The organism is Vibrio sp. KUL70, from assembly GCF_059725515.1.
The window spans coordinates 693,335-712,609 of record NZ_AP045834.1; the positions used below are offsets into that span (position 1 = coordinate 693,335).

Sequence of the window (19,275 nt, forward strand, 5' to 3'; positions counted from 1 at the left end):
GGAAATGACTCGCGGGTTTACGCTTATAGAGCTGCTGTTCACGGTTGTTGTACTTTCGGTACTGCTGGCTACGGCTGCCCCGAGTTTTAGCTCTCTGCTTGCTTCTTCTAAACTCCAAAGACTCGCCCCAGAGGTTCATGGCTTTTTGGTTGCTGCGCGTTCTAAAGCGATTGCTCGCAACCAAGAATTGCACCTGCTATTTTTGGTTTCGAATGCGTTAGGTGCGATTGAGGATTCAGAGGGGGAGTGGGATTTGGTGGTGAGTACTACCGCTTGGTATGTTCCAGATAACGTGGTGATGCATCTTGATGGCTCAGCTTATAGAGATATCAAAGTTTCGTTTAGTTTTTTAAATCAGAATTCGATCTCTATTGACGGAGTAAGGGGACGTTTTATCAACGGCAACGTCACTATGGCTTCGGTGAATGCACCGTCTGAAGAACTCTCTGTTAAAGCATCAAACACAACCGGGCGTATTCGGGTCTGCAGTAGCGATCCAAACAGCGATGGGCGCAATAGTATTGGTCACTATGGTTATGAGATCTGCAATTAAGTCTGCTCAAGGTAGTACCTTGGTTGAGATGATGGTGGCCTCTGCAATCGGTGTGATTGTAATCGGGACGATTGGTAGTGTGTTCATCACCAATCAGCGCCTCAGCTCAGAGAAAAGCCTAGAGCTGCTCCTATCACAAAACTTATTCTCCACGACTCAAATGATGAAAGAAGAGATTTGGCGTGCTGGATATAACGCCGATGCTGGCCAATCGCTGAAGTTATCTGGGGCATCAAATACAATTTATACCCAGCAAGTCAGTGCGGATGAGGCTTACCTTGGCTTTGTGTATCTGCAAAATAGTGTCTCGTCCGCTTATCGTAATATTGTTTATCAGTTCAAAGACAACAAGCTCAACTATTGCCTAGGAGAGTCAACAGAGCTTTTGGCTATCAATGAAAAGCCATTTAGTAATATAAGCGGAGACGTGACGATGACGTGTCAAAGCTTGTTCTTCGAGAGACAAATTCAGGTAGATGCGTTTTCTGTTTCTGTCGAAGAGCTATCGAGTAGTCAGGCGAGTTCGCAAAGGGTTGACGTGACACTTGAGGCGTCGCTAGTGAACGCGGACCTGAGCCAGAAAGTGATGACATCAGTTGTACAAAGGAATTGGCAATGACGATCAATCAGCAACGAGGAGCGATAACGCTGCTATTAGTCAGTATTCTTTTAGTTGGTGTACTGATTGTTTCTCTCGGTTCACTTAAGGCGACCTTCTACCAAATTAAACGGGCACAAAATGAGGTTCAAGCACGCAAGGACCACTGGCAAGCAGAAGGGGGATTGGAGTGTACGTTTAGTTATCTACGCGAAGAGGGTAAACAAGTCTCAGACATAGTTGGGCCACCGTCTCAACCTTCGGAGTTTATCGATTGGTGTAGTCCCTACGATCAGCAACCAAAGATCACTACGCGCAATGGTACGCTAAGTGGTAGTCATATTGTCGAAGCTGCAATTGATCGTTATCGAGTCACTAAAATCCTACGCGATAGCTCTTTGCTTGGTGCTGGGGCGATTCAATCAACGGGGCCTATCGAGATCATAGGTACTTTAACCTTACAACCAACAGCCACAGAGACACCAATCAGTGGCAATGAACATGAATGTGTCAGTATTTCATTTGGCGACCTTTTTACCTATCAATATGACTCGACTCATGGTGACTCTGGGCAGGTATTGGGTTTAGAGGTGAAAGACCCAAGCGCGGATGGTCCATTTCCTGGCTTCAGCGGTGTTTGTCATCCCGACTACAAAACTGAAATCGTCAAAGGCGTTACGGGGGATGCTTATTCGATCTATGCGCCCGATTACTACCAAAAAAACAACCCAACCCCGTTTAAGAAAGACTTCAATCCAGATCCGAATCTTGACCTATTTTACTCGTTCTTTGGGATGCCTAAAACAGAGCAGAACATTATCGATCTATCGCAAGATTCGGACAAGTTTAGGCACATTCAACTGATCAACCCGACCGATTGCGGTAGCGAAATCATGAGCCATTTCACTGTCGGGCAAACAAAAGGGCTTTGGATTGAGGGCAACTGTCATATTAACGCCTCAGTCGCGGCTAATCTTAATACTGCTCAACTATTGGTGATTCATGACGGTGCTTTTGCGCTTAATGGCGCGATGACATACAACGGAGTGATCTATCACCTAGTGGATTACGCCAATAGCATAACCAAATCTCGTATTGATGATTTTTGGGAGTCGATTATCACTTCTTCAACACCCAGTGCATTTACACCATTTGTTAAACCACTAAATGATCCAGCTATAGAGAAAAAAACAGTAGGAATCCAATTTGCGTCAGGGTTACCTGCTGGTGGGCTTATCTTTGACGTAAAGGATGGGGTATCGACTATCGTGGGTGATATGGATCTCTACTATCGTTCAAATGCAAACCCGACAGATCCACCTTCAATCTATCAATGGAAAAAGGGCTCTTGGAATGACTTCTAACCAAGGCGGCTTTAGCTTATTTGAAGTGCTTATCTCATTTCTGTTGGTGGGCGTAGCGGCGTTAGGGATGGTTAAGTTACAGACTTATGCTGAGCAGAAAGCCGACTATGCGATTCAGAGTGTTGAAGCGCTTCACTTTGCTGAGAGGCAATTGGAGTATTACCGGACTCGGGCAAACAATGTCAGTGGGGCGGTTGGGTTAATTCGCTTTTCGGAACTTCATCATACGGATCATTGTCTCAATGCTGATAGTTCAAGTCCGTTATCCGGCCTATCGGGATCTGAATACTCACTCAGTTGTTCTGTAGTAAACGCTAATGGTGCTATGTCGAGTGCTCTACGTAATATTACGGTCACTGTTTCATGGCAAGATCGAATGAGTAAAATGCAAAGTATAACGCTAGAAACCATGCTTTCTAAATACAGTGAATTTGATTAATTCACTGTGTAAATGTTCACCCGAACCCTCTCTCTACCACTCCAATATTGATAATTTTCACTCCTCGGACATTGTTTACGTGCTAGTTAAAAAACTGTATACGGAATGGTGTTTGTTCTGTTTTTAGATTGTTGCTGTCACATGCGGTTTTTGCAAAATATGTCTCCATTTATGGAATTTTAGGTGGAATCTTGTGCTTTTTGTGGGGGCTTTGAATAGAATATGTGTTGTACGAAGAGGCCCTAAGCACAACTATATTAGGCCTAAATAAAACAACATCACATATGGAGTTACCATGAGTAACCAAGCCGTAAATAGAGCGCCTGCACCTGACAAAATCAGTAGTATGGATCGCTTTCTAAACTTCATTGAACGTGCCGGTAACAAGATCCCAGATCCTGCGCTGCTTTTCTTTTGGGGATTACTCCTAGTTTGGGGCTTGTCTGCTGTGTTATCACAGTTTGATTTTGGGTTGATCCACCCAGTTTCTGGTCAGGCTGTTGAGGTTAAAAACCTTGTGACAGGTGAGTCTTTTGCAAACTTCCTTGCAACTATGGTGACCAACTTTACTGGTTTTGCACCATTAGGCATTGTATTGGTTGCAATGTTAGGTGTTGGTGTTGCTGAAGCGTCTGGCTTCATTAACACAGGCCTTAAGAAGATGCTTAACGTTACACCAGCTAAGTTCATTACTCCTGTGCTTATTTTGGTTGCAATCGTATCCCACACTGCAGCTGATGCTGGTTACGTACTGGTTATCCCACTAGGTGCCATTATCTTCCACGCTGCGGGTCGTCACCCTCTTGCTGGTATCGCAGCGGCATTCGCTGGTGTATCTGGTGGTTTTGCTGCAAACTTCTTGCCTTCAGGTATCGATCCACTGCTAGCTGGCTTTACACAAGAAGCGGCAGCTATTCTTGATCCGACATACGTCGTGAACCCCCTTTCAAACATTTTCTTCACGGGCCTTTCTTCCATCTTAATTGTGAGTATTGGTTGGTACATCACTGATCGCATCATCGAACCACGTCTACAAAAGACGACTAAAATTGATGAAGATGCAGAAGAAGCACCGGATATGGGGTCATTCACAGAGCTAGAAAGCAAAGCATTCTCTCGTGCTGGTTGGGCAATGATGGCTGGTGTTGCGTTATTGATTGCAGCGTTGATCCCAGAGTCTTCACCACTGCGTTCACCATCAGGCGTAATTACTGCGTTTGATGCGCCGGTAATGCAATCTATTGTTCCGTTAATCTTTATTCTATTTATCATTCCTGGCGTAGTATATGGTCGCGTAGCAGGCACGTTTAAGGCGAGCGATGATATTATTAAAGCGATGTCTACAACGATGGCGAGCATGGCAAGCTTCATGGTTATGGCGTTCTTCATCGCTCAGTTCTTAGTCGCGTTTGGTCAATCAAACTTAGGTACGCTATTGGCATTGTCAGGAGCACAACTTCTACAAGCGATGAATCTGCCGGGTGAAGTGACGATTGTTGGTATGGTTCTACTTACAGCATTCGTTAACTTACTAGTGGGTTCTGCATCTGCGAAATGGGCTCTGATTGGTCCAATCATGGTACCAATGTTAATGGCTGTAGGTATTTCTCCAGAATTAACTCAGGCTGCTTACCGTGTTGGTGACTCTGTATCTAACATCATTTCACCTATGATGGTGTTCTTCCCTCTAGTTGTTGTTTACATGCAGCGTTATGTGAAGAGCTCAGGTATTGGTTCGTTAGCATCAATGATGATGCCGTACTCAATTGCAATGCTAATTGGTTGGACAATCTTCCTACTGGGTTACTGGGCACTAGGTATCCCGCTAGGTATTCAAGCACCATACACTTACACTATGTAAGTATGAATTAAGCAATATTAAGCTTTATTGATTCCTAAGCCCGCACCGATAAGTGCGGGCTTTTTTTTCGCCATGCTTTTGATATCCCGATAAAGGTACTCAGCTTTTAATCAGGCTCTCGAAAGCCATCTCAATAGCAGTCAGTGCTCAAATCTGACAATTCCATTTCGATGATCATCAAATAAAGGTATGCTCTGCGCTTACCTTTTTCGCTTTTGGGAGTTTCTTTTGTCTGACCATCAATTTACATCGCAAGATGAAGCCTTTATGCGCCGAGCTATGGAGTTAGCACATCAAGCTGAACTTGAGGGTGAAGTGCCCGTTGGAGCGGTCTTGGTAAAAGATGGTGAAATCATCTCGGAAGGGTGGAACCGTTCGATTGGTAGCCATGATGCGACCGCGCATGCTGAGATTGAAACTTTGCGTAAGGCGGGTCAAACATTAGAGAACTACCGTCTTCTCGATACCACCTTGTATGTGACGTTAGAGCCATGCCCAATGTGCGCTGGGGCTCTTCTGCACAGCCGAGTGAAGCGCGTTGTCTTTGGCGCGCCAGACTTGAAAGCGGGAGCCGCTGGCACGGTATTGAATCTTTTTGATAGCCAAGCGTCTTACCATTATGCTGACGTAGAGCACGGCTTATTGGAAGAGGAGTGCCGCTCTCAACTACAGGCGTTTTTCAAAAGGCGTCGTAAAGAGATTAAAGAGAAAAAGCAGCAACAGAAGTTAGCGCAAGCAAAAGACGATCAAGAAGGGATCTAGTTTAACGGCGCGTGGTTTTTAGGTAGATCTAATAAGCAGCTTTCGATTCTAGCAAACATCCAATACTGTTCGAATTGAGGTGTCAGAGTGACATTTCGAGATTGAATTAGATGCTTGCTGATGATGTTTTTCGGTTTAAAGCATCTGTACGAAAGCTCGGTTTCGCCAGATGATCTTCTTTTTGTTGTTGGCTAGCATGCGCTTACGGCGGTTAGCCGCGACGGTTTTATAAAGGCGTTTAGAGCGTAACTTACGTTTCATCTTTTTTAACAGCCTCCCACTATCAATATCAGCTCTATTAAACAGCTTAAGTTAAGTTGAATATACCCAATACAAGCTCTTTGAGTATGTTAGTTTGCAGCGCCACTTCAACGACACCCACCTTATAGGTCAGTTTTGTTGCAAATTAATGACAAGTGATGCCAGTTATTCTTCATATGTATGGTAATCAAAGAAGCTTTTCAAGTAGCAAAATCGGGTTGAGTGATTGTGATAGCAGACTGAATTGAGAGAATGGTTAGCTTTTCGCCAACGAGACAACAAACATCTCATCTATAAATAGAAACACCGGCCAATTAGCCGGTGTTTTTTTAGTTTTTTGGAGCGGGGGAGAGCTTAGATTGCTTCGCCGTTTACAGTCACTGCAACATCGATGTTGCCACGAACTGCGTTTGAGTATGGGCAAACCTGATGAGCGACTCGAGTCAGCTCAAGAGCTTGTTCTTGAGGTAGGTCTAGCTCGACTGCAAGGCTTACGGTAAGCGCAAATCCACCTGTTTGATTTGGAGCGATACCAACTTCTGCAGTCACTGGCGCTTTGGTTAGCGTAACTTTCGCTTCACGAGCAACGTGCAAGATAGCGTTCGAGAAACAAGCTGAATAACCTGCAGCAAATAGTTGCTCTGGGTTCGTTGCTAGACCAGTGCCACCCATCTCTTTTGGGTAAGCCAGTTCAAGCTCTAGTAAACCATCGTCAGTTTTCACTTGTCCATTACGGCCGGCAAGAGCGGTTGCTTGAGTTGTGTAGAGTGTTGTCATATCGTTTCCCTTTTCTTTTTTAAGTTGTGTGCAACTTAATTGCTTGCAATCTTATGTCGAAATACGCAGTGAATGCAACTATATTGTGCGCAATTTATTTTTAGTGCTCGCACCAATTAAACCAGAAGTAGAGAACGATATGAGTAGTGATGATCAATTATTGTTAGATAATCAGGTGTGTTTTCCGCTGTATAGCGCAGCGAATACTATGGTTCGAGCATATCGCCCGTTATTGGATGCGTTGGATTTAACCTATTCTCAATATTTGGTGATGATGGTGCTTTGGGAGCAAGATGGTGCCAGTGTGAAAGATATTGGCTCACGATTGCATTTAGACTCGGGTACTTTGACGCCACTTTTGAAAAGGCTAGAAGGTAAAGGGTTCGTCGAACGAAGCCGTTGTGAGCACGATGAGCGTGTGCGAGTGCTTAAATTGACAGAGAGTGGAGCAGAACTAAAAACTCAGGCGAGATCTGTTCCTGATGCGATGAAGTGCAAGTTGACCTTGGACTTGGATGAGTTGTTGGCTTTGAAGACTTTGTGCGAAAAGGTATTAGAGAAGCTCGGTTAACTTTTCCTTCAAGACAAACAACAAAAAGCCACACCGATGTGTGGCTTTTTGGTTGAAGGTAAACTGCGTTCTACTCTTCGCTCTGATCTTCGTCGCTCAACTCGTCGGTTGAGGCAGCATTACTGATACTTGACTCTGCTCCTGAGATTGCGAGTGGTGGAATCACGATCAGGTCTTCCATACTCTCTTCCAGTGCTTCCTCAGTGCGTTGGTTTACGTGGCCGATGATACTTTGGTAGTAACGGCGAATATTCTCTACATAGTTTTTGGCTTCGTCACCACGAGCATAACCGTAGCGCGTTTGGCTATAATACTTCTTCTGTCTTAGTAGAGGCAGTCTGTCTTTTACGTCACTCCAAGAGTCCGGATCGCCACCCTGTGCTTTGGTTAATCGACGCGCATCCATCATATGTCCATAGCCAACGTTATAGGAAGCAAGCGCAAACCAGATTTTCTCATGCTGCTTGATTGAGTCAGGGATTCTATTGACGATACGACGCAGGTATTCCACACCACCTTGCACCGACTGTTTTGGATCCAAACGGTTCGTTACACCCACACTCTTCGCCGTCGGAAGGGTTAACATCATCATGCCTCGCACCCCTGTCGGAGATTTCGCAACAGGATTCCAGTGAGACTCTTGGTATGCAAGGGCTGCAATCAAGCGCCAGTCAAACTCCTGTGAGTACTCTTGGAATAGTGGTGACCATTTCGGTAGCTTGCTGTCCAGTGCACGAATAAAAGCGCGAGTATCCACGTAATCGAAACTTCCGATGTGACCGATGTATTTCTCTTCCAGCGTTGCTAGCTCACCAGACTGTTTAAGGTTGCCGAAGAACTCAATCAGCAGCGCATAAAGGCTCTCATCTTCCGATTTTTTTAAGTACCAAGAGATAGGTTGATCTTCCGTTAGCTCGAATGCAAGCGCGAGATCTGGATAGAGGCGCTGTGCCAGCGATAGTTCAATGGAGTCTGCAACGGTAAAGCGCAGTTCGCCCTTAGACACTTGTCTCAAAAGATCATTAATGTCTGCATTGCCAACCGACTCGTAGATAAAGTCTGGGTTAGATTGCTGAAGTTGATTTAGAGTCGGTTCAAAGTGAGATTCTTTAATCACTACAAGGGCAGGGACTAATCTGTCATCGATAGTTGTTAGCTCGCTGCTTTCTTCATTCTGCTCTCTGTTCTGTTGCTCTATGAATTTCGCTTGGCGTTGGTTCTCAAACTCAATCAGTTGTTCTAGATTACGCGGGCGCCATTGACCTTTCTTGTAAACTACTTGTTGGCTTACGTAATAATAAGCTGGCGCAGCACGGTAGCCGCGGGTGTGCTCATTGTTCTGGGCCAAACCTGTTGCGATAAGGTCTATTTCACCTTTTTGTAAGGCAGGGAATAAGCCTGACAAACGGTATGCAGGTTTCATCTCTAATTGTACGCCAAGCTGCTCGGCAAACTCTCGAGCTAATTCATAATCCAAACCAGCAGGGCCGTCTGGGCCGATATAGTAAGAGAGTTGGTTATTGAGAGTTCCGACCCTTAACACGCCGCGCTCTCGGATCTGCTCCAAGTCGCTTTTCGGTTCCGACTCAATTTGGCATCCCGCTAAACCGGTAATGGTGATTGCGACGAGAAGAAGTTTGGATGAAAAAATGCGTGTAAGTGTATGCATCAAAATGAAATCTCAAAAAAGTAACGTCCCTTTATATCAAACCGTTTACTCTCGGCAAAGTGACTTTAGGTAAACAGCAGTAAAAGTGGCCAGAAATGCAGCAAAAGTAACAATTGCCAAGAAACATGAAAAAAATGACGCAAACGGTTGCTTTTTTGGTTACGTCACAAAAACAATTGCTATATAATGCGCCCGCAACAGAGAGGTGGAATCGGCATAAGTTCGAAGAAAACAGTTAGGTTACTCCTAAAACCCACTGAATTTATACCAATATCACCTTAATCAATTGCATAAGAGACCTAAGCACATGAGAATTTTTCGTGGCTCCCCAGCTCTATCTGAATTTCGTGTTAACAAGCTTTTAGAGCTTTGTCGTGAACTTGGCTTACCTGTTACAGGCATCTACGCTGAATTTGCGCACTTTGCCGATCTAACAGCAGACCTAAATGATCAAGAAGTTGAGAAACTAGAAAAACTTCTGACTTATGGCCCGACGATTGAAGAGCATGAACCGCAAGGTCTTCTTCTATTAGCAACTCCTCGCCCTGGCACCATTTCGCCTTGGTCTTCAAAATCGACGGATATCGCAAACAACTGTGGTCTAGATAAGATCGCACGTCTTGAGCGCGGTACCGCTTACTATATCGAATCATCGGTAGAACTTTCTGAGCTACAACTGGTTGAGCTTAAAGCGATCCTGCACGATCGTATGATGGAAGTTATCTTCACTGATTTCGAATCTGCAACGGCACTTTTCCAAGTGGCAGAGCCAGCTCCGGTAGCAGACGTAGACCTGTTAAAAGGCGGTCGCGCTGCGCTTGAGAACGCAAACGTTACCTTAGGCCTTGCACTTGCGGACGATGAAATCGAGTACCTTTACGATGCGTTCGTAAACAAGCTAGATCGTAACCCAACCGACATCGAACTAATGATGTTTGCACAGGCGAACTCAGAGCACTGTCGTCACAAGATCTTCAACGCAGACTGGACTATCGACGGCGTTAAGCAAGAGAAGTCTCTGTTTAAGATGATCAAAAACACATTCGAAACCACGCCAGAAAACGTGCTGTCTGCATACAAAGATAACGCAGCAGTCATGGTAGGTTCAGATGTAGGTCGCTTCTTCCCGAACCCAGAAACTCGCCAGTACGGTTACAACCAAGAGAAAGCGCACATCCTAATGAAGGTGGAAACGCACAACCACCCAACGGCTATCTCTCCTTGGCCGGGCGCTTCTACAGGTTCTGGCGGTGAAATCCGCGACGAAGGCGCGACAGGTATCGGTGGTAAGCCAAAAGCAGGTCTAGTTGGTTTCACAACCTCTAACCTACGTATTCCTGGTTTTGAACAGCCATGGGAAACAGATTTCGGTAAACCGGGTCGCATCGTTAACGCTCTAGACATCATGCTAGAAGGCCCACTTGGTGGCGCGGCGTTCAACAACGAATTTGGTCGCCCAAACCTATTGGGTTACTTCCGTACTTATGAAGAGAAAGTGAACTCTCACGCAGGTGAAGAGGTTCGTGGTTACCACAAGCCAATCATGATTGCTGGTGGTATGGGTAACATCCGTGACGAGCACGTTCAGAAGAAAGAGATCCCGGTAGGTGCGAGCCTAATCGTACTTGGTGGTCCTGCAATGAACATCGGCCTTGGCGGTGGTGCAGCTTCTTCAATGGCATCTGGTCAATCAGCAGAAGACCTAGATTTCGCTTCAGTACAGCGTGAAAACCCAGAAATGGAGCGTCGCTGTCAGGAAGTGATCGATCGTTGTTGGCAGCTTGGCGAACAGAACCCAATCGCATTTATCCACGATGTGGGCGCAGGTGGTATCTCTAACGCACTTCCAGAGCTTGTAGACGATGGCGAACGTGGTGGTATCTTCCAACTGCGCGATGTACCAAATGATGAACCAGGTATGAGCCCACTAGAGATCTGGTGTAACGAATCTCAAGAACGCTACGTAATGGCAGTTGCGCCAGAGAACATGGAAGTATTCGATGCGATCTGTAAGCGTGAACGTGCACCATACGCAGTTGTTGGTATCGCAACAGAAGAGCGTGAACTGAAACTTGAAGATTCACACTTCGAGAATACACCAATCGACATGCCAATGGACGTTCTTCTTGGTAAGACGCCTAAGATGCACCGTGATGCGAAAACGCTTAAAGCGAATAACCCAGCGGTTAACCGTGACGGTATCGAGCTAAACGAAGCAGTGGATCGTGTTCTACGTCTTCCAACGGTTGCAGAAAAAACATTCCTAATCACTATCGGTGACCGCACGGTGACTGGTCTTGTTGCGCGTGACCAAATGGTTGGCCCTTGGCAGGTTCCAGTAGCAAACTGTGCGGTAACCGCAGCAAGCTACGACACTTACCATGGCGAAGCAATGTCGATGGGTGAGCGTACACCAGTTGCTCTACTAGATTTCGGTGCTTCAGCTCGTTTAGCGGTTGGTGAAGCAATCACCAACATCGCTGCGACAAACATTGGTGATATCAAACACATTAAACTGTCTGCGAACTGGATGTCTCCAGCAGGTCACCCGGGCGAAGATGCAGGTCTTTACGAAGCGGTTAAAGCGGTAGGTGAAGAGCTATGTCCAGCTCTTGGCCTAACTATCCCAGTTGGTAAAGACTCAATGTCGATGAAGACGAAGTGGGAAGAGAATGGCGAGCAGAAAGAAGTAACGTCTCCGCTATCTCTAATCATCACTGCATTTGCTCGTGTTGAAGATGTACGTAAGACAATCACACCTCAGCTTCGTACTGACAAAGGTGATACATCATTAGTTCTTATCGACCTAGGTAACGGCCAGAACCGTCTAGGTGCAACAGCACTAGCGCAGGTTTACAAGCAGCTTGGTGACAAGCCAGCAGACGTAGACAACGCAGCACAGCTAAAAGGTTTCTACGAAGGCGTTCAAACTCTTGTCGCGAACGACCAAGTAGTGGCTTACCACGATAAAGGTGATGGCGGTCTATTCGTTACTTTAGCTGAGATGGCATTCGCAGGTCACTGTGGCGTTAAAGCTGACATCGCTAACCTTTACTCTGAAGAGAAGGGCGAAGACGCACTAGCAGCACTATTTAACGAAGAGCTAGGTGCAGTACTTCAGGTTAAAAATGATGACCTAGATTCTGTACTTTCAACGCTAGCAGCGAACGGCCTTGAAGCATGCTCACACGTAATCGGTTCTGTAGAAGCATCTGATGAGCTAGTGATCACTTCTGGCGAGTCAGTCGTTCTTGAGCGTAACCGTACTGAACTACGTACTATCTGGGCTGAGACAACGCATAAGATGCAAGGTCTACGTGACAACCCAGCATGTGCTGACCAAGAGCATGAAGCGAAGAAAGACAACTCTGACCCTGGCCTAAACGTTAAGCTAAGCTTCGATGTAAATGAAGACATCGCAGCGCCATATATCGCGAAAGGCGCTAAGCCTAAGATGGCAATCCTACGTGAACAAGGTGTTAACTCTCACGTTGAGATGGCAGCAGCGTTCGACCGTGCTGGTTTTGAAGCAACAGATATTCACATGAGCGACATCCTAACGGGTCAAGCCGTGCTAGAAGAATACCAAGGCCTTGTCGCTTGTGGTGGCTTCTCTTACGGTGACGTACTTGGTGCGGGTGAAGGTTGGGCGAAATCTATCCTGTTCAACGAGCAAGCTCGCAACCAGTTTGAAGGCTTCTTCCAGCGTGAAGATACCTTCTCTCTAGGTGTGTGTAACGGCTGTCAGATGCTATCAAACCTGAAAGAGCTAATCCCAGGTGCCGACCTGTGGCCACGCTTCGTTCGTAACGAATCTGAGCGTTTTGAAGCTCGTTTCAGCCTAGTTGAAGTTCAGAAATCTGATTCTGTATTCTTCGACGGCATGGCAGGTTCTCGTATGCCAATCGCAGTGTCTCACGGTGAAGGTCGCGTAGAAGTGCGTGATGCCGACCACCTAGCAGCGATTGAAGCATCAGGTACGGTTGCAGTTCGTTACGTAGATAACCACGGTAACGCAACGCAGCAGTACCCGAACAACCCGAACGGTTCACCAAACGCAATCACAGGTCTAACAACTCAAGATGGCCGCGTTACTATCATGATGCCGCACCCAGAGCGTGTATTCCGTACAGTAGCGAACTCATGGTCTCCAGAAGGTTGGGGCGAGAACGGTGCTTGGATGCGTATGTTCCAAAATGCACGTAAGAATCTAGGTTAATCTGACTTAGGTTAATACACATCTTGGTTGGTATTGTACACTAGCTAAGTTGACGGGAAAAAGTTTAAAGCGCAGGTCGAAAGGCCTGCGCTTTTTTAATACTAAATGTGATTGGTATCGGCCGCTGAGAGAGCATAACGCAGCCCATTTTCTACAGATAAAAGAAAAGCCGCTGGAGTTTAATTCCAGCGGCTTAGTGTTTTCTAGTGACTAGTATTTAGATTAGTTGTTGCTGTGCAGCTCGCTGTTTAGTTCAACAGCTGATTTGTTAGCAAGACATTCAATTTGACCAGTCACTGAGTTGCGACGGAATAGTAGGTCAGAAACGCCAGCTAGGTCGCGAGCTTTAACTACTTCAACTTCTTGGCCAGAAGAGTCAAGCATACGTACTTTAGAGCCAGCAGTTACGTACAGACCAGACTCGACGGTACAACGGTCACCTAGTGGGAAACCAAGACCCGCGTTTGCGCCTAGCAGTGAGTTTTCACCGATAGAAACGACAACTGTACCGCCACCAGATAGCGTACCCATGATAGAAGCGCCGCCGCCGATGTCAGAACCGTTACCAACAACAACACCTGCAGAGATACGACCTTCAACCATGCTCACGCCAGTCGTACCTGCATTGAAGTTGATGAAGCCTTCGTGCATAACGGTAGTGCCTTCACCTACATGTGCACCTAGACGAACGCGAGACGTATCAGCGATACGAACGCCTGCTGGTACTACGTAATCCACCATTTTCGGGAATTTGTCTACGCAATCTACAGACAGAGCACGACCTGCTAGGCGAGCTTCGATTTGGCGATCTGCTAGCTCAGGAAGATCGATTGGGCCTTCGTTTGTCCATGCGATGTTGTGCAGTAGACCAAAGATGCCATCTAGTACCGTGCCGTGTGGTTGCACTAGGCGGTTAGAGATAAGTTGTAGCTTAAGGAAGCCTTCAGCAACTGAAGCTGGCTTCTCGTCTGTAGCAAGAACAACAACAACCAGTGGTTGCTCAGATGATGCTGCTTTTTCTGCAAAAGATGCGTTTGCAGCATCGTCGTTTGCTGCGAATGCTTTCGCCAGTTCTGCGCTTTGTGCAGCAGAGATTTCGATAGCTTGGTTGCCTTCAGTGTAACCTGCAACTTCAGCAACAGCGGCTACAAGCGCGTCGCTTGGGTTTAGAAGTGGGTTAGGGAAGAACGCTTCAATGATTTTATTGTCGCGGTTTTTGGTTGCCGTACCAAAGGCCAGTGAAAAGTAAGCCATGTTGAATCTCCATGTGTTGAGTCTTAATTTTGCTATATCTTCATTTGCTGTTCGTGTGGTGAGCAGCTTGTGTAGCAAACGTTAATTTAATTGCGTTTATCATAAAGAGAGCGCCCTCGTTATGAAAGGGCGCATGGGGAGAAAGTCTGTAAAATGATATTGCTTGTCTTTTAAGAGATATATTTCTTCAACCAGATAAAGTGAAACTTGCTCCTTTTTATGTCTACAAACTAACTTCGACCAAGTATTCACCAAACACACTTGACCATGCCGAGAACAAAAAAATAGCCAGCATGTTCGCTGGCTATCTGTTTCACGTTATTGTTGTTTTTTTATATTCGTTGTAGAGGCTAAGCGGCTTGGCTTACTGCGACGGCTAGCGCCACCGTTGCTCCTACCATAGGGTTGTTACCCATGCCGATGAAGCCCATCATAGCCACGTGAGCTGGAACAGAAGAGCTGCCTGCAAACTGTGTGTCGGCGTGCATTCTACCCATGGTATCTGTCATGCCGTATGAAGCAGGGCCTGCGGCCACGTTATCTGGGTGTAAAGTTCGACCTGTACCACCACCTGAAGCGACTGAGAAGTAAGGTAAACCTTGGCGAGTACGTTCAGCCTTGTAGATTCCTGCAACTGGGTGTTGGAAGCGAGTAGGGTTGGTTGAGTTACCCGTAATACTGACATCCACTTGTTCACGATGCATGATAGCAACCCCTTCACGAACATCATCGGCACCATAACATAGGATCTCTCCGCGAGGGCCTTGTGAGAAACGGCGGCGCTCGGTTTCAATTAGCTCACCAGTTTGGTAGTCAAATTGAGTGCGTACGTAGGTAAAACCATTGATACGAGAGATAAGATAAGCAGCATCTTTTCCTAAACCATTTAGAATCACTTTGAGTGGTTTAGTGCGAGATTTGTTGACGTTGAGTGCAATTTTGATTGCGCCTTCGGCGGCAGCAAAAGACTCATGACCCGCTAAAAAGGCGAAACAGCCACTCTCTTCATTTAGCAAACGCGCCGCCAATGCTCCATGACCAATACCGACTTGGCGCTGTTCTGCAACACTACCTGCCTTGGTATAGGCTTGGAGCGCTTCACCAATAATATTTGCGGCTTGTTCTGCGGTCTCAGCTTTACGATAAAGTGCTAGTGCCGTACCTAGTGTGTAGGCTTCACTGGCGCTGTCGAACGCAATAGGTTGGGTGTCCATCACCAATGCTTTTGGGTCAACATCATGCTCTAAACAGTATTGGTAGGCTTGGTCGAGAGACTCTAAGTTCATTTCAGCCAATACACGAGTTACTGATGGATTATTTAGTGTGTTCATAGTCAGGTTCCTCTTTGGCGATTAGTGTTGACGTGGATTGATGGTTTTCGCGGCTTCATCGAAGCGGCCATAGGTGCCAGTGGCAAGCTCAGCGGCTTCAGCAGCTGGTGTACCTTGATTCATGGCTTTCATCATTTTGCCAAGGTTGAGGTATTGATAACCGATGACTTCGCTGTGTTCGTCCAACGCGAGCTGAGTCACGTAGCCTTCTGCGAGCTCCATGTATCGCACCCCTTTCGCGGTTGTTGAGTAACTGGTGCCGACTTGGCTGCGTTGTGTTTGTCCTAAATCTTCCAATGCAGCGCCAATTTCGAGGCCGCCCTCAGAGAATGCCGATTGAGTTCGACCATAGACAAACTGAAGAAAGATTTCGCGCATCGCGACGTTGATTGCATCGCATACTAAGTCAGTATTAAGCGCTTCAAGGATGGTTTTTCCAGTGAGGATTTCAGCGGCCATCGCAGCCGATTGAGTCATGCCTGAACAACCGATGGTTTCAATTAACGCTTCTTCAATGATGCCGTTTTTGACGTTGAGGGTTAGTTTGGCGGCGCCTTGTTGTGGAGCACAAGCCCCTACACCGTGACTTAAACCAGAGATAGCAATCACGTCTTTCGGGCTGACCATCGCGCCTTCAACGGGAATAGGGGCAGATGCATGAAGATCGCCACGTTGAATCGGACACATATTTTGGATTTCAGATGAGTATTGCATAGTGTTTTCTCACTTATAAAGTCGATGAAGACCTCGAACGTTGAGAAAACAGGACATGTTGGAAGAGGTGTGGCTAATTTCACTACAGATCTTACGTATCGTGACACCAAGAAAAAAGAGCAAACAACGCTCGTAAAATGGTGGGTACAACGATACTACCAACAGGCTTACCTGTTTTCGATTCTGTAGGAGTCATTAGCACGGTTCGATATGAACGGGCGGTTGAAGCTAGAAAGCTTAGGTGGAACCCCATCACCTGATGGCGTATAGATTAGATCTCAATCACACTTTCTTGCAAGGGAATGTTTAGAGCAATTTTAACTATAAACTCGCTTCATTATATTTCGATAGATATAAAAAACGCCAACTACATACTCTGTTCAGAGTTGTCATTGGCGTTTTTAGCATAGGTATCAGTAAGTTATGCTGCGTCTTCTTCCGCGTCTTCAACCGCTTCAAGCTTTTTAGCTTTCTTAGGCGCTGGTTTGCGCTTGGCACCAAGAGCATAAAGAACTTCTTCTTTGTTCTTCGCAAGGTACATCGCAAGCTCTTCTTGCTTGCCTTCATCTTCTACTAATTCGCTTTTGCCTAACAGTTCAAAAAGCTCATCAGCCATATCCAGCATTTTGTCGTATGCGTCAGCTTCGGCTTTAGAGGTAAAAGTCATTTTCTCTTCTCCGTTGCGTTCCACCACGTACTTGACGATAACAGCCATGGTTAATCCTCTAAGTTTGATAAATTTTACTGGCTTTTTATACAGTTTTAGTGACTAAAAGTCCAGTTGCCAACCTTGATAGAAGTATCAATCTTGATGTGCCGCCCACTCTTCACAATAACTCATGAAGGACTTGAGAAGTGGACTCTGATATTTGTCTTTATGAACTAGCATCCAAAATCGACGCTTCATATCCAGTGGCACATTCAATGTTTTGACTCGACCATCTTTGATTGCAGGCTCTGCAGCAAGCTTAGAAAGGCAAGCCAAGCCTAATCCAGCGGATACCGAGTTGATGATCGCTTCTGTGGTATTGAGTTCGAATGATTCATACCAATGCTCAAGACGCGGCGCCACCGTACGTAAAAAGAACTCTCGAGTACCAGAGCCAGATTCTCGAAGTATCCAGTGACTGCTCTCAAGATCGCGCAATGGCACGATATCTAACGAGGTCAATGGGTGATTGGGGCTAGCAACAATGCACATCTCGTCGCTACTAAACTGATTGGCAAGCAGTTCAGGGTGCAAGGTTTTCCCTTCGATCAGAGCAATATCGAGCTCGTAATCGACCAGTTTTTGGCAAATCAAAGCAGTATTGGAGATAAATAGGCTCTGCTCTTGATGTTGGGTTTGCTGACGAAATCCTGAGAGAATAAATGGTGCAACTTGATTACCTATGGTGTCACTGGCACCAACCTTTAATAAACCACTCAAAGGTTGGTCGTCACTGAACAACTCATCAATGCTAGCCGCTCGATGTAGTATCTCATCCGCAAGAGGCAGTAATTTTTGTCCCTCTTGATTGATGATCAGTCGGTTGTTAACGCGATCAAACAGAGAGTGCCCAAGCTGTTTCTCCATTTCACCTAAAGCCATGCTGACAGCCGCTTTTGATAAAAATAGCGCCTCGGCTGCGGCAGTCATCGTTGAGTGTTGGGTGATGGTGACAAATACTTTGAGCTGTTTAATTGATATATTAGCCATCGAAATTTTATCAGCCTGTGATTGAGTGGTTTGATGTTTAGAAAACCTGAACAAGTGTTCTATATAATTGGATATAACTTAACAAACCGCAAGCGTATTATGGCCTCAACAAGCTGATGAGTTCACAGATAAGTGAATGGAATGAAGAGAGGCTGATATGATTCAACAACTCAAACATAGATTAACTGGCGCGCCGACTCCGATGGCGGGATTGGCACTTGCTATCGCTAGCCTTGGTTGGTGTTGGGATGGGGTACTCGTATCTCAAGGCTTACTGCAAACTCCGGGGCTCGTGCAGTGGGTGAGCGCTGGGATCGCGGGTGTGCTTCTCGCGATATTGGCAGTGAAATTTTTGATTCACGGTCACTTGCTGCGTGAAGATCTTGCGCATCCTGTCGTGGGCAGCGTTGTTCCGACTTTTGCTATGGGGTGCATGGTGGTATCCGCATCATTAGACCCGATTTCTGTGTTTTTAAGAGAGCTAGTGTGGATTCTCTCTGTAGGGTTGCACGTGATTTTCTTGGTCAGCTTCTTTTACCACCGAGCTAAAGAGTTTGAGATTCATCATATGGTACCAAGCTGGTTTGTTCCGCCTATTGGCATTGTGGTTGCGGACGTCTCTTTCTCGGGGAACCCTGCACTAGAGCCAGTGGCGAATGCAGTATTGCTCTTCGGTCTCGGTGTTTACGCTGTGATGCTACCAATGATGGTATATCGCTTGATGTTCCGCCACGAGATCCCAGACGCGGCCAAACCAACAATCGCTATTTTGGCTGCACCGGCAAGTCTTTCTTTGGCTGGTTATCTCACCGTAACGGCAAACCCATCACCTGTGGTGATTGGTCTGCTTTTCGGAATTGCAATTTTAATGACATTCATCATCTATGCGGCTTTCTTTAAATTGCTTCGTTTACCATTTAGCCCGGGCTATGCGGCGTTTACTTTCCCTATGGTCATTGGTGCGACCGCGTTGTTTAAGGTAGCGGATTGGATGCAAGATGTAGGTATTGAAGGTCAGTACATCAACCAAGTGTTCAATTTGGCTTACTTAGAGCTAATGGTCGCGACGCTCGTCGTAGGTTATGTCGCCGCTCGTTACTACATGAACTACAAACCACACCGTTTAATGAGCGTTGTAAAAGGCCGTTTATAACGGGTGGTCGTTCAAAAGATAAACAGACCTTAAGCTTTTGGGTTTTCATA

Annotated in this window: 17 protein-coding genes and 1 riboswitch; of the genes, 9 read left to right on the top strand and 8 right to left on the bottom strand. The window is 46.1% G+C overall.

Features of this window, described 5'->3' with window-relative positions:
• Positions 1–4: 4 nt before the first annotated feature.
• The 6 genes from AC6I7V_RS03080 (at position 5) to tadA (ending at position 5,577) form a co-directional block, all read left to right on the top strand.
• Complete coding sequence (locus AC6I7V_RS03080; RefSeq protein WP_498011310.1) at positions 5–553, top strand: prepilin-type N-terminal cleavage/methylation domain-containing protein; 549 nt, start codon at positions 5–7, stop codon at positions 551–553.
• Positions 537–1,172 carry a PilW family protein gene (locus AC6I7V_RS03085; protein ID WP_498011311.1) on the top strand — a complete coding sequence of 212 codons (636 nt, stop codon included), beginning with the start codon at positions 537–539 and terminating at the stop codon, positions 1,170–1,172. The genes AC6I7V_RS03080 and AC6I7V_RS03085 overlap by 17 nt, the downstream gene beginning before the upstream one ends.
• The gene (locus AC6I7V_RS03090; protein WP_498011312.1) at positions 1,169–2,515 is read left to right on the top strand and encodes a hypothetical protein; all 1,347 of its coding nucleotides are present in this window, start codon (positions 1,169–1,171) and stop codon (positions 2,513–2,515) included. The genes AC6I7V_RS03085 and AC6I7V_RS03090 overlap by 4 nt, the downstream gene beginning before the upstream one ends.
• On the top strand, positions 2,505–2,954 hold the full coding sequence (locus AC6I7V_RS03095; protein WP_261882666.1) for a prepilin-type N-terminal cleavage/methylation domain-containing protein: 450 nt from the start codon (positions 2,505–2,507) through the stop codon (positions 2,952–2,954). The genes AC6I7V_RS03090 and AC6I7V_RS03095 overlap by 11 nt, the downstream gene beginning before the upstream one ends.
• Before the next feature lie 295 nt (positions 2,955–3,249).
• Positions 3,250–4,815: an AbgT family transporter gene (locus AC6I7V_RS03100; protein WP_255231309.1), complete on the top strand. Its 1,566-nt coding sequence runs from the start codon at positions 3,250–3,252 to the stop codon at positions 4,813–4,815.
• A 189-nt stretch (positions 4,816–5,004) separates the two neighbouring features.
• Positions 5,005–5,577, top strand: coding sequence for a tRNA adenosine(34) deaminase TadA (tadA, locus tag AC6I7V_RS03105; RefSeq protein ID WP_498011313.1), 573 nt, complete (start codon positions 5,005–5,007; stop codon positions 5,575–5,577).
• Positions 5,578–5,712: 135 nt separating this feature from the next.
• Here the strand turns inward: tadA and AC6I7V_RS03110 are convergent, their stop codons facing one another.
• Positions 5,713–5,838, bottom strand: coding sequence for a hypothetical protein (locus AC6I7V_RS03110; protein ID WP_255231307.1), 126 nt, complete (start codon positions 5,836–5,838; stop codon positions 5,713–5,715).
• Between the two features lie 354 nt (positions 5,839–6,192).
• Complete coding sequence (gene ohr / locus AC6I7V_RS03115; protein WP_498011314.1) at positions 6,193–6,615, bottom strand: organic hydroperoxide reductase Ohr; 423 nt, start codon at positions 6,613–6,615, stop codon at positions 6,193–6,195.
• Positions 6,616–6,754: 139 nt separating this feature from the next.
• On the opposite strand from ohr, the gene ohrR reads away from it, so the two are divergent.
• On the top strand, positions 6,755–7,186 hold the full coding sequence (gene ohrR, locus AC6I7V_RS03120; RefSeq protein WP_255231765.1) for a transcriptional regulator OhrR: 432 nt from the start codon (positions 6,755–6,757) through the stop codon (positions 7,184–7,186).
• A gap of 70 nt (positions 7,187–7,256) precedes the next feature.
• Here ohrR and mltF read toward each other — a convergent pair whose 3' ends face one another.
• On the bottom strand, positions 7,257–8,855 hold the full coding sequence (gene mltF / locus AC6I7V_RS03125) for a membrane-bound lytic murein transglycosylase MltF (RefSeq protein WP_255231305.1): 1,599 nt from the start codon (positions 8,853–8,855) through the stop codon (positions 7,257–7,259).
• Positions 8,856–9,162: 307 nt separating this feature from the next.
• Here mltF and purL point away from each other — a divergent pair, with 307 nt between their 5' ends.
• Positions 9,163–13,074 carry a phosphoribosylformylglycinamidine synthase gene (purL, locus tag AC6I7V_RS03130; RefSeq protein WP_498011315.1) on the top strand — a complete coding sequence of 1,304 codons (3,912 nt, stop codon included), beginning with the start codon at positions 9,163–9,165 and terminating at the stop codon, positions 13,072–13,074.
• 222 nt (positions 13,075–13,296) lie between these two features.
• On the opposite strand, the gene dapD is transcribed toward purL, so the two are convergent.
• The 5 genes from dapD to AC6I7V_RS03155 form a co-directional block, all read right to left on the bottom strand.
• Positions 13,297–14,328: a 2,3,4,5-tetrahydropyridine-2,6-dicarboxylate N-succinyltransferase gene (gene dapD / locus AC6I7V_RS03135; protein WP_498011316.1), complete on the bottom strand. Its 1,032-nt coding sequence runs from the start codon at positions 14,326–14,328 to the stop codon at positions 13,297–13,299.
• Positions 14,329–14,678: 350 nt separating this feature from the next.
• Complete coding sequence (locus tag AC6I7V_RS03140; protein ID WP_498011317.1) at positions 14,679–15,659, bottom strand: GGGtGRT protein; 981 nt, start codon at positions 15,657–15,659, stop codon at positions 14,679–14,681.
• A 21-nt stretch (positions 15,660–15,680) separates the two neighbouring features.
• Positions 15,681–16,373 (bottom strand): iron-sulfur cluster assembly scaffold protein, encoded by a 693-nt coding sequence (locus tag AC6I7V_RS03145; RefSeq protein ID WP_498011318.1) that lies wholly within the window; start codon positions 16,371–16,373, stop codon positions 15,681–15,683.
• A 179-nt stretch (positions 16,374–16,552) separates the two neighbouring features.
• A riboswitch (Fluoride riboswitch) is annotated at positions 16,553–16,639 on the bottom strand.
• 155 nt (positions 16,640–16,794) lie between these two features.
• Positions 16,795–17,088: a YebG family protein gene (locus AC6I7V_RS03150; protein ID WP_032551401.1), complete on the bottom strand. Its 294-nt coding sequence runs from the start codon at positions 17,086–17,088 to the stop codon at positions 16,795–16,797.
• An 87-nt stretch (positions 17,089–17,175) separates the two neighbouring features.
• Positions 17,176–18,072, bottom strand: a complete 897-nt coding sequence (locus tag AC6I7V_RS03155; RefSeq protein WP_255231300.1) for a LysR substrate-binding domain-containing protein — start codon at positions 18,070–18,072, stop codon at positions 17,176–17,178.
• A 157-nt stretch (positions 18,073–18,229) separates the two neighbouring features.
• Here AC6I7V_RS03155 and AC6I7V_RS03160 point away from each other — a divergent pair, with 157 nt between their 5' ends.
• Positions 18,230–19,225, top strand: coding sequence for a TDT family transporter (locus AC6I7V_RS03160; protein WP_498011319.1), 996 nt, complete (start codon positions 18,230–18,232; stop codon positions 19,223–19,225).
• The last annotated feature ends 50 nt before the right edge of the window (positions 19,226–19,275 follow it).

Coding starts and splice junctions, on each gene's coding strand:
- AC6I7V_RS03100 (WP_255231309.1), top strand. CDS start 3,250: ATGAGTAACCAAGCCGTAAATAGAGCGCCTGCACCTGACAAAATCAGT.
- AC6I7V_RS03160 (WP_498011319.1), top strand. CDS start 18,230: ATGATTCAACAACTCAAACATAGATTAACTGGCGCGCCGACTCCGATG.
- purL (WP_498011315.1), top strand. CDS start 9,163: ATGAGAATTTTTCGTGGCTCCCCAGCTCTATCTGAATTTCGTGTTAAC.
- AC6I7V_RS03095 (WP_261882666.1), top strand. CDS start 2,505: ATGACTTCTAACCAAGGCGGCTTTAGCTTATTTGAAGTGCTTATCTCA.
- mltF (WP_255231305.1), bottom strand. CDS start 8,855: ATGCATACACTTACACGCATTTTTTCATCCAAACTTCTTCTCGTCGCA.
- AC6I7V_RS03150 (WP_032551401.1), bottom strand. CDS start 17,088: ATGGCTGTTATCGTCAAGTACGTGGTGGAACGCAACGGAGAAGAGAAA.
- tadA (WP_498011313.1), top strand. CDS start 5,005: ATGCTCTGCGCTTACCTTTTTCGCTTTTGGGAGTTTCTTTTGTCTGAC.
- AC6I7V_RS03155 (WP_255231300.1), bottom strand. CDS start 18,072: ATGGCTAATATATCAATTAAACAGCTCAAAGTATTTGTCACCATCACC.
- ohrR (WP_255231765.1), top strand. CDS start 6,755: ATGAGTAGTGATGATCAATTATTGTTAGATAATCAGGTGTGTTTTCCG.
- dapD (WP_498011316.1), bottom strand. CDS start 14,328: ATGGCTTACTTTTCACTGGCCTTTGGTACGGCAACCAAAAACCGCGAC.
- AC6I7V_RS03090 (WP_498011312.1), top strand. CDS start 1,169: ATGACGATCAATCAGCAACGAGGAGCGATAACGCTGCTATTAGTCAGT.
- AC6I7V_RS03085 (WP_498011311.1), top strand. CDS start 537: ATGAGATCTGCAATTAAGTCTGCTCAAGGTAGTACCTTGGTTGAGATG.
- AC6I7V_RS03110 (WP_255231307.1), bottom strand. CDS start 5,838: ATGAAACGTAAGTTACGCTCTAAACGCCTTTATAAAACCGTCGCGGCT.
- AC6I7V_RS03140 (WP_498011317.1), bottom strand. CDS start 15,659: ATGAACACACTAAATAATCCATCAGTAACTCGTGTATTGGCTGAAATG.
- AC6I7V_RS03145 (WP_498011318.1), bottom strand. CDS start 16,373: ATGCAATACTCATCTGAAATCCAAAATATGTGTCCGATTCAACGTGGC.
- ohr (WP_498011314.1), bottom strand. CDS start 6,615: ATGACAACACTCTACACAACTCAAGCAACCGCTCTTGCCGGCCGTAAT.
- AC6I7V_RS03080 (WP_498011310.1), top strand. CDS start 5: ATGACTCGCGGGTTTACGCTTATAGAGCTGCTGTTCACGGTTGTTGTA.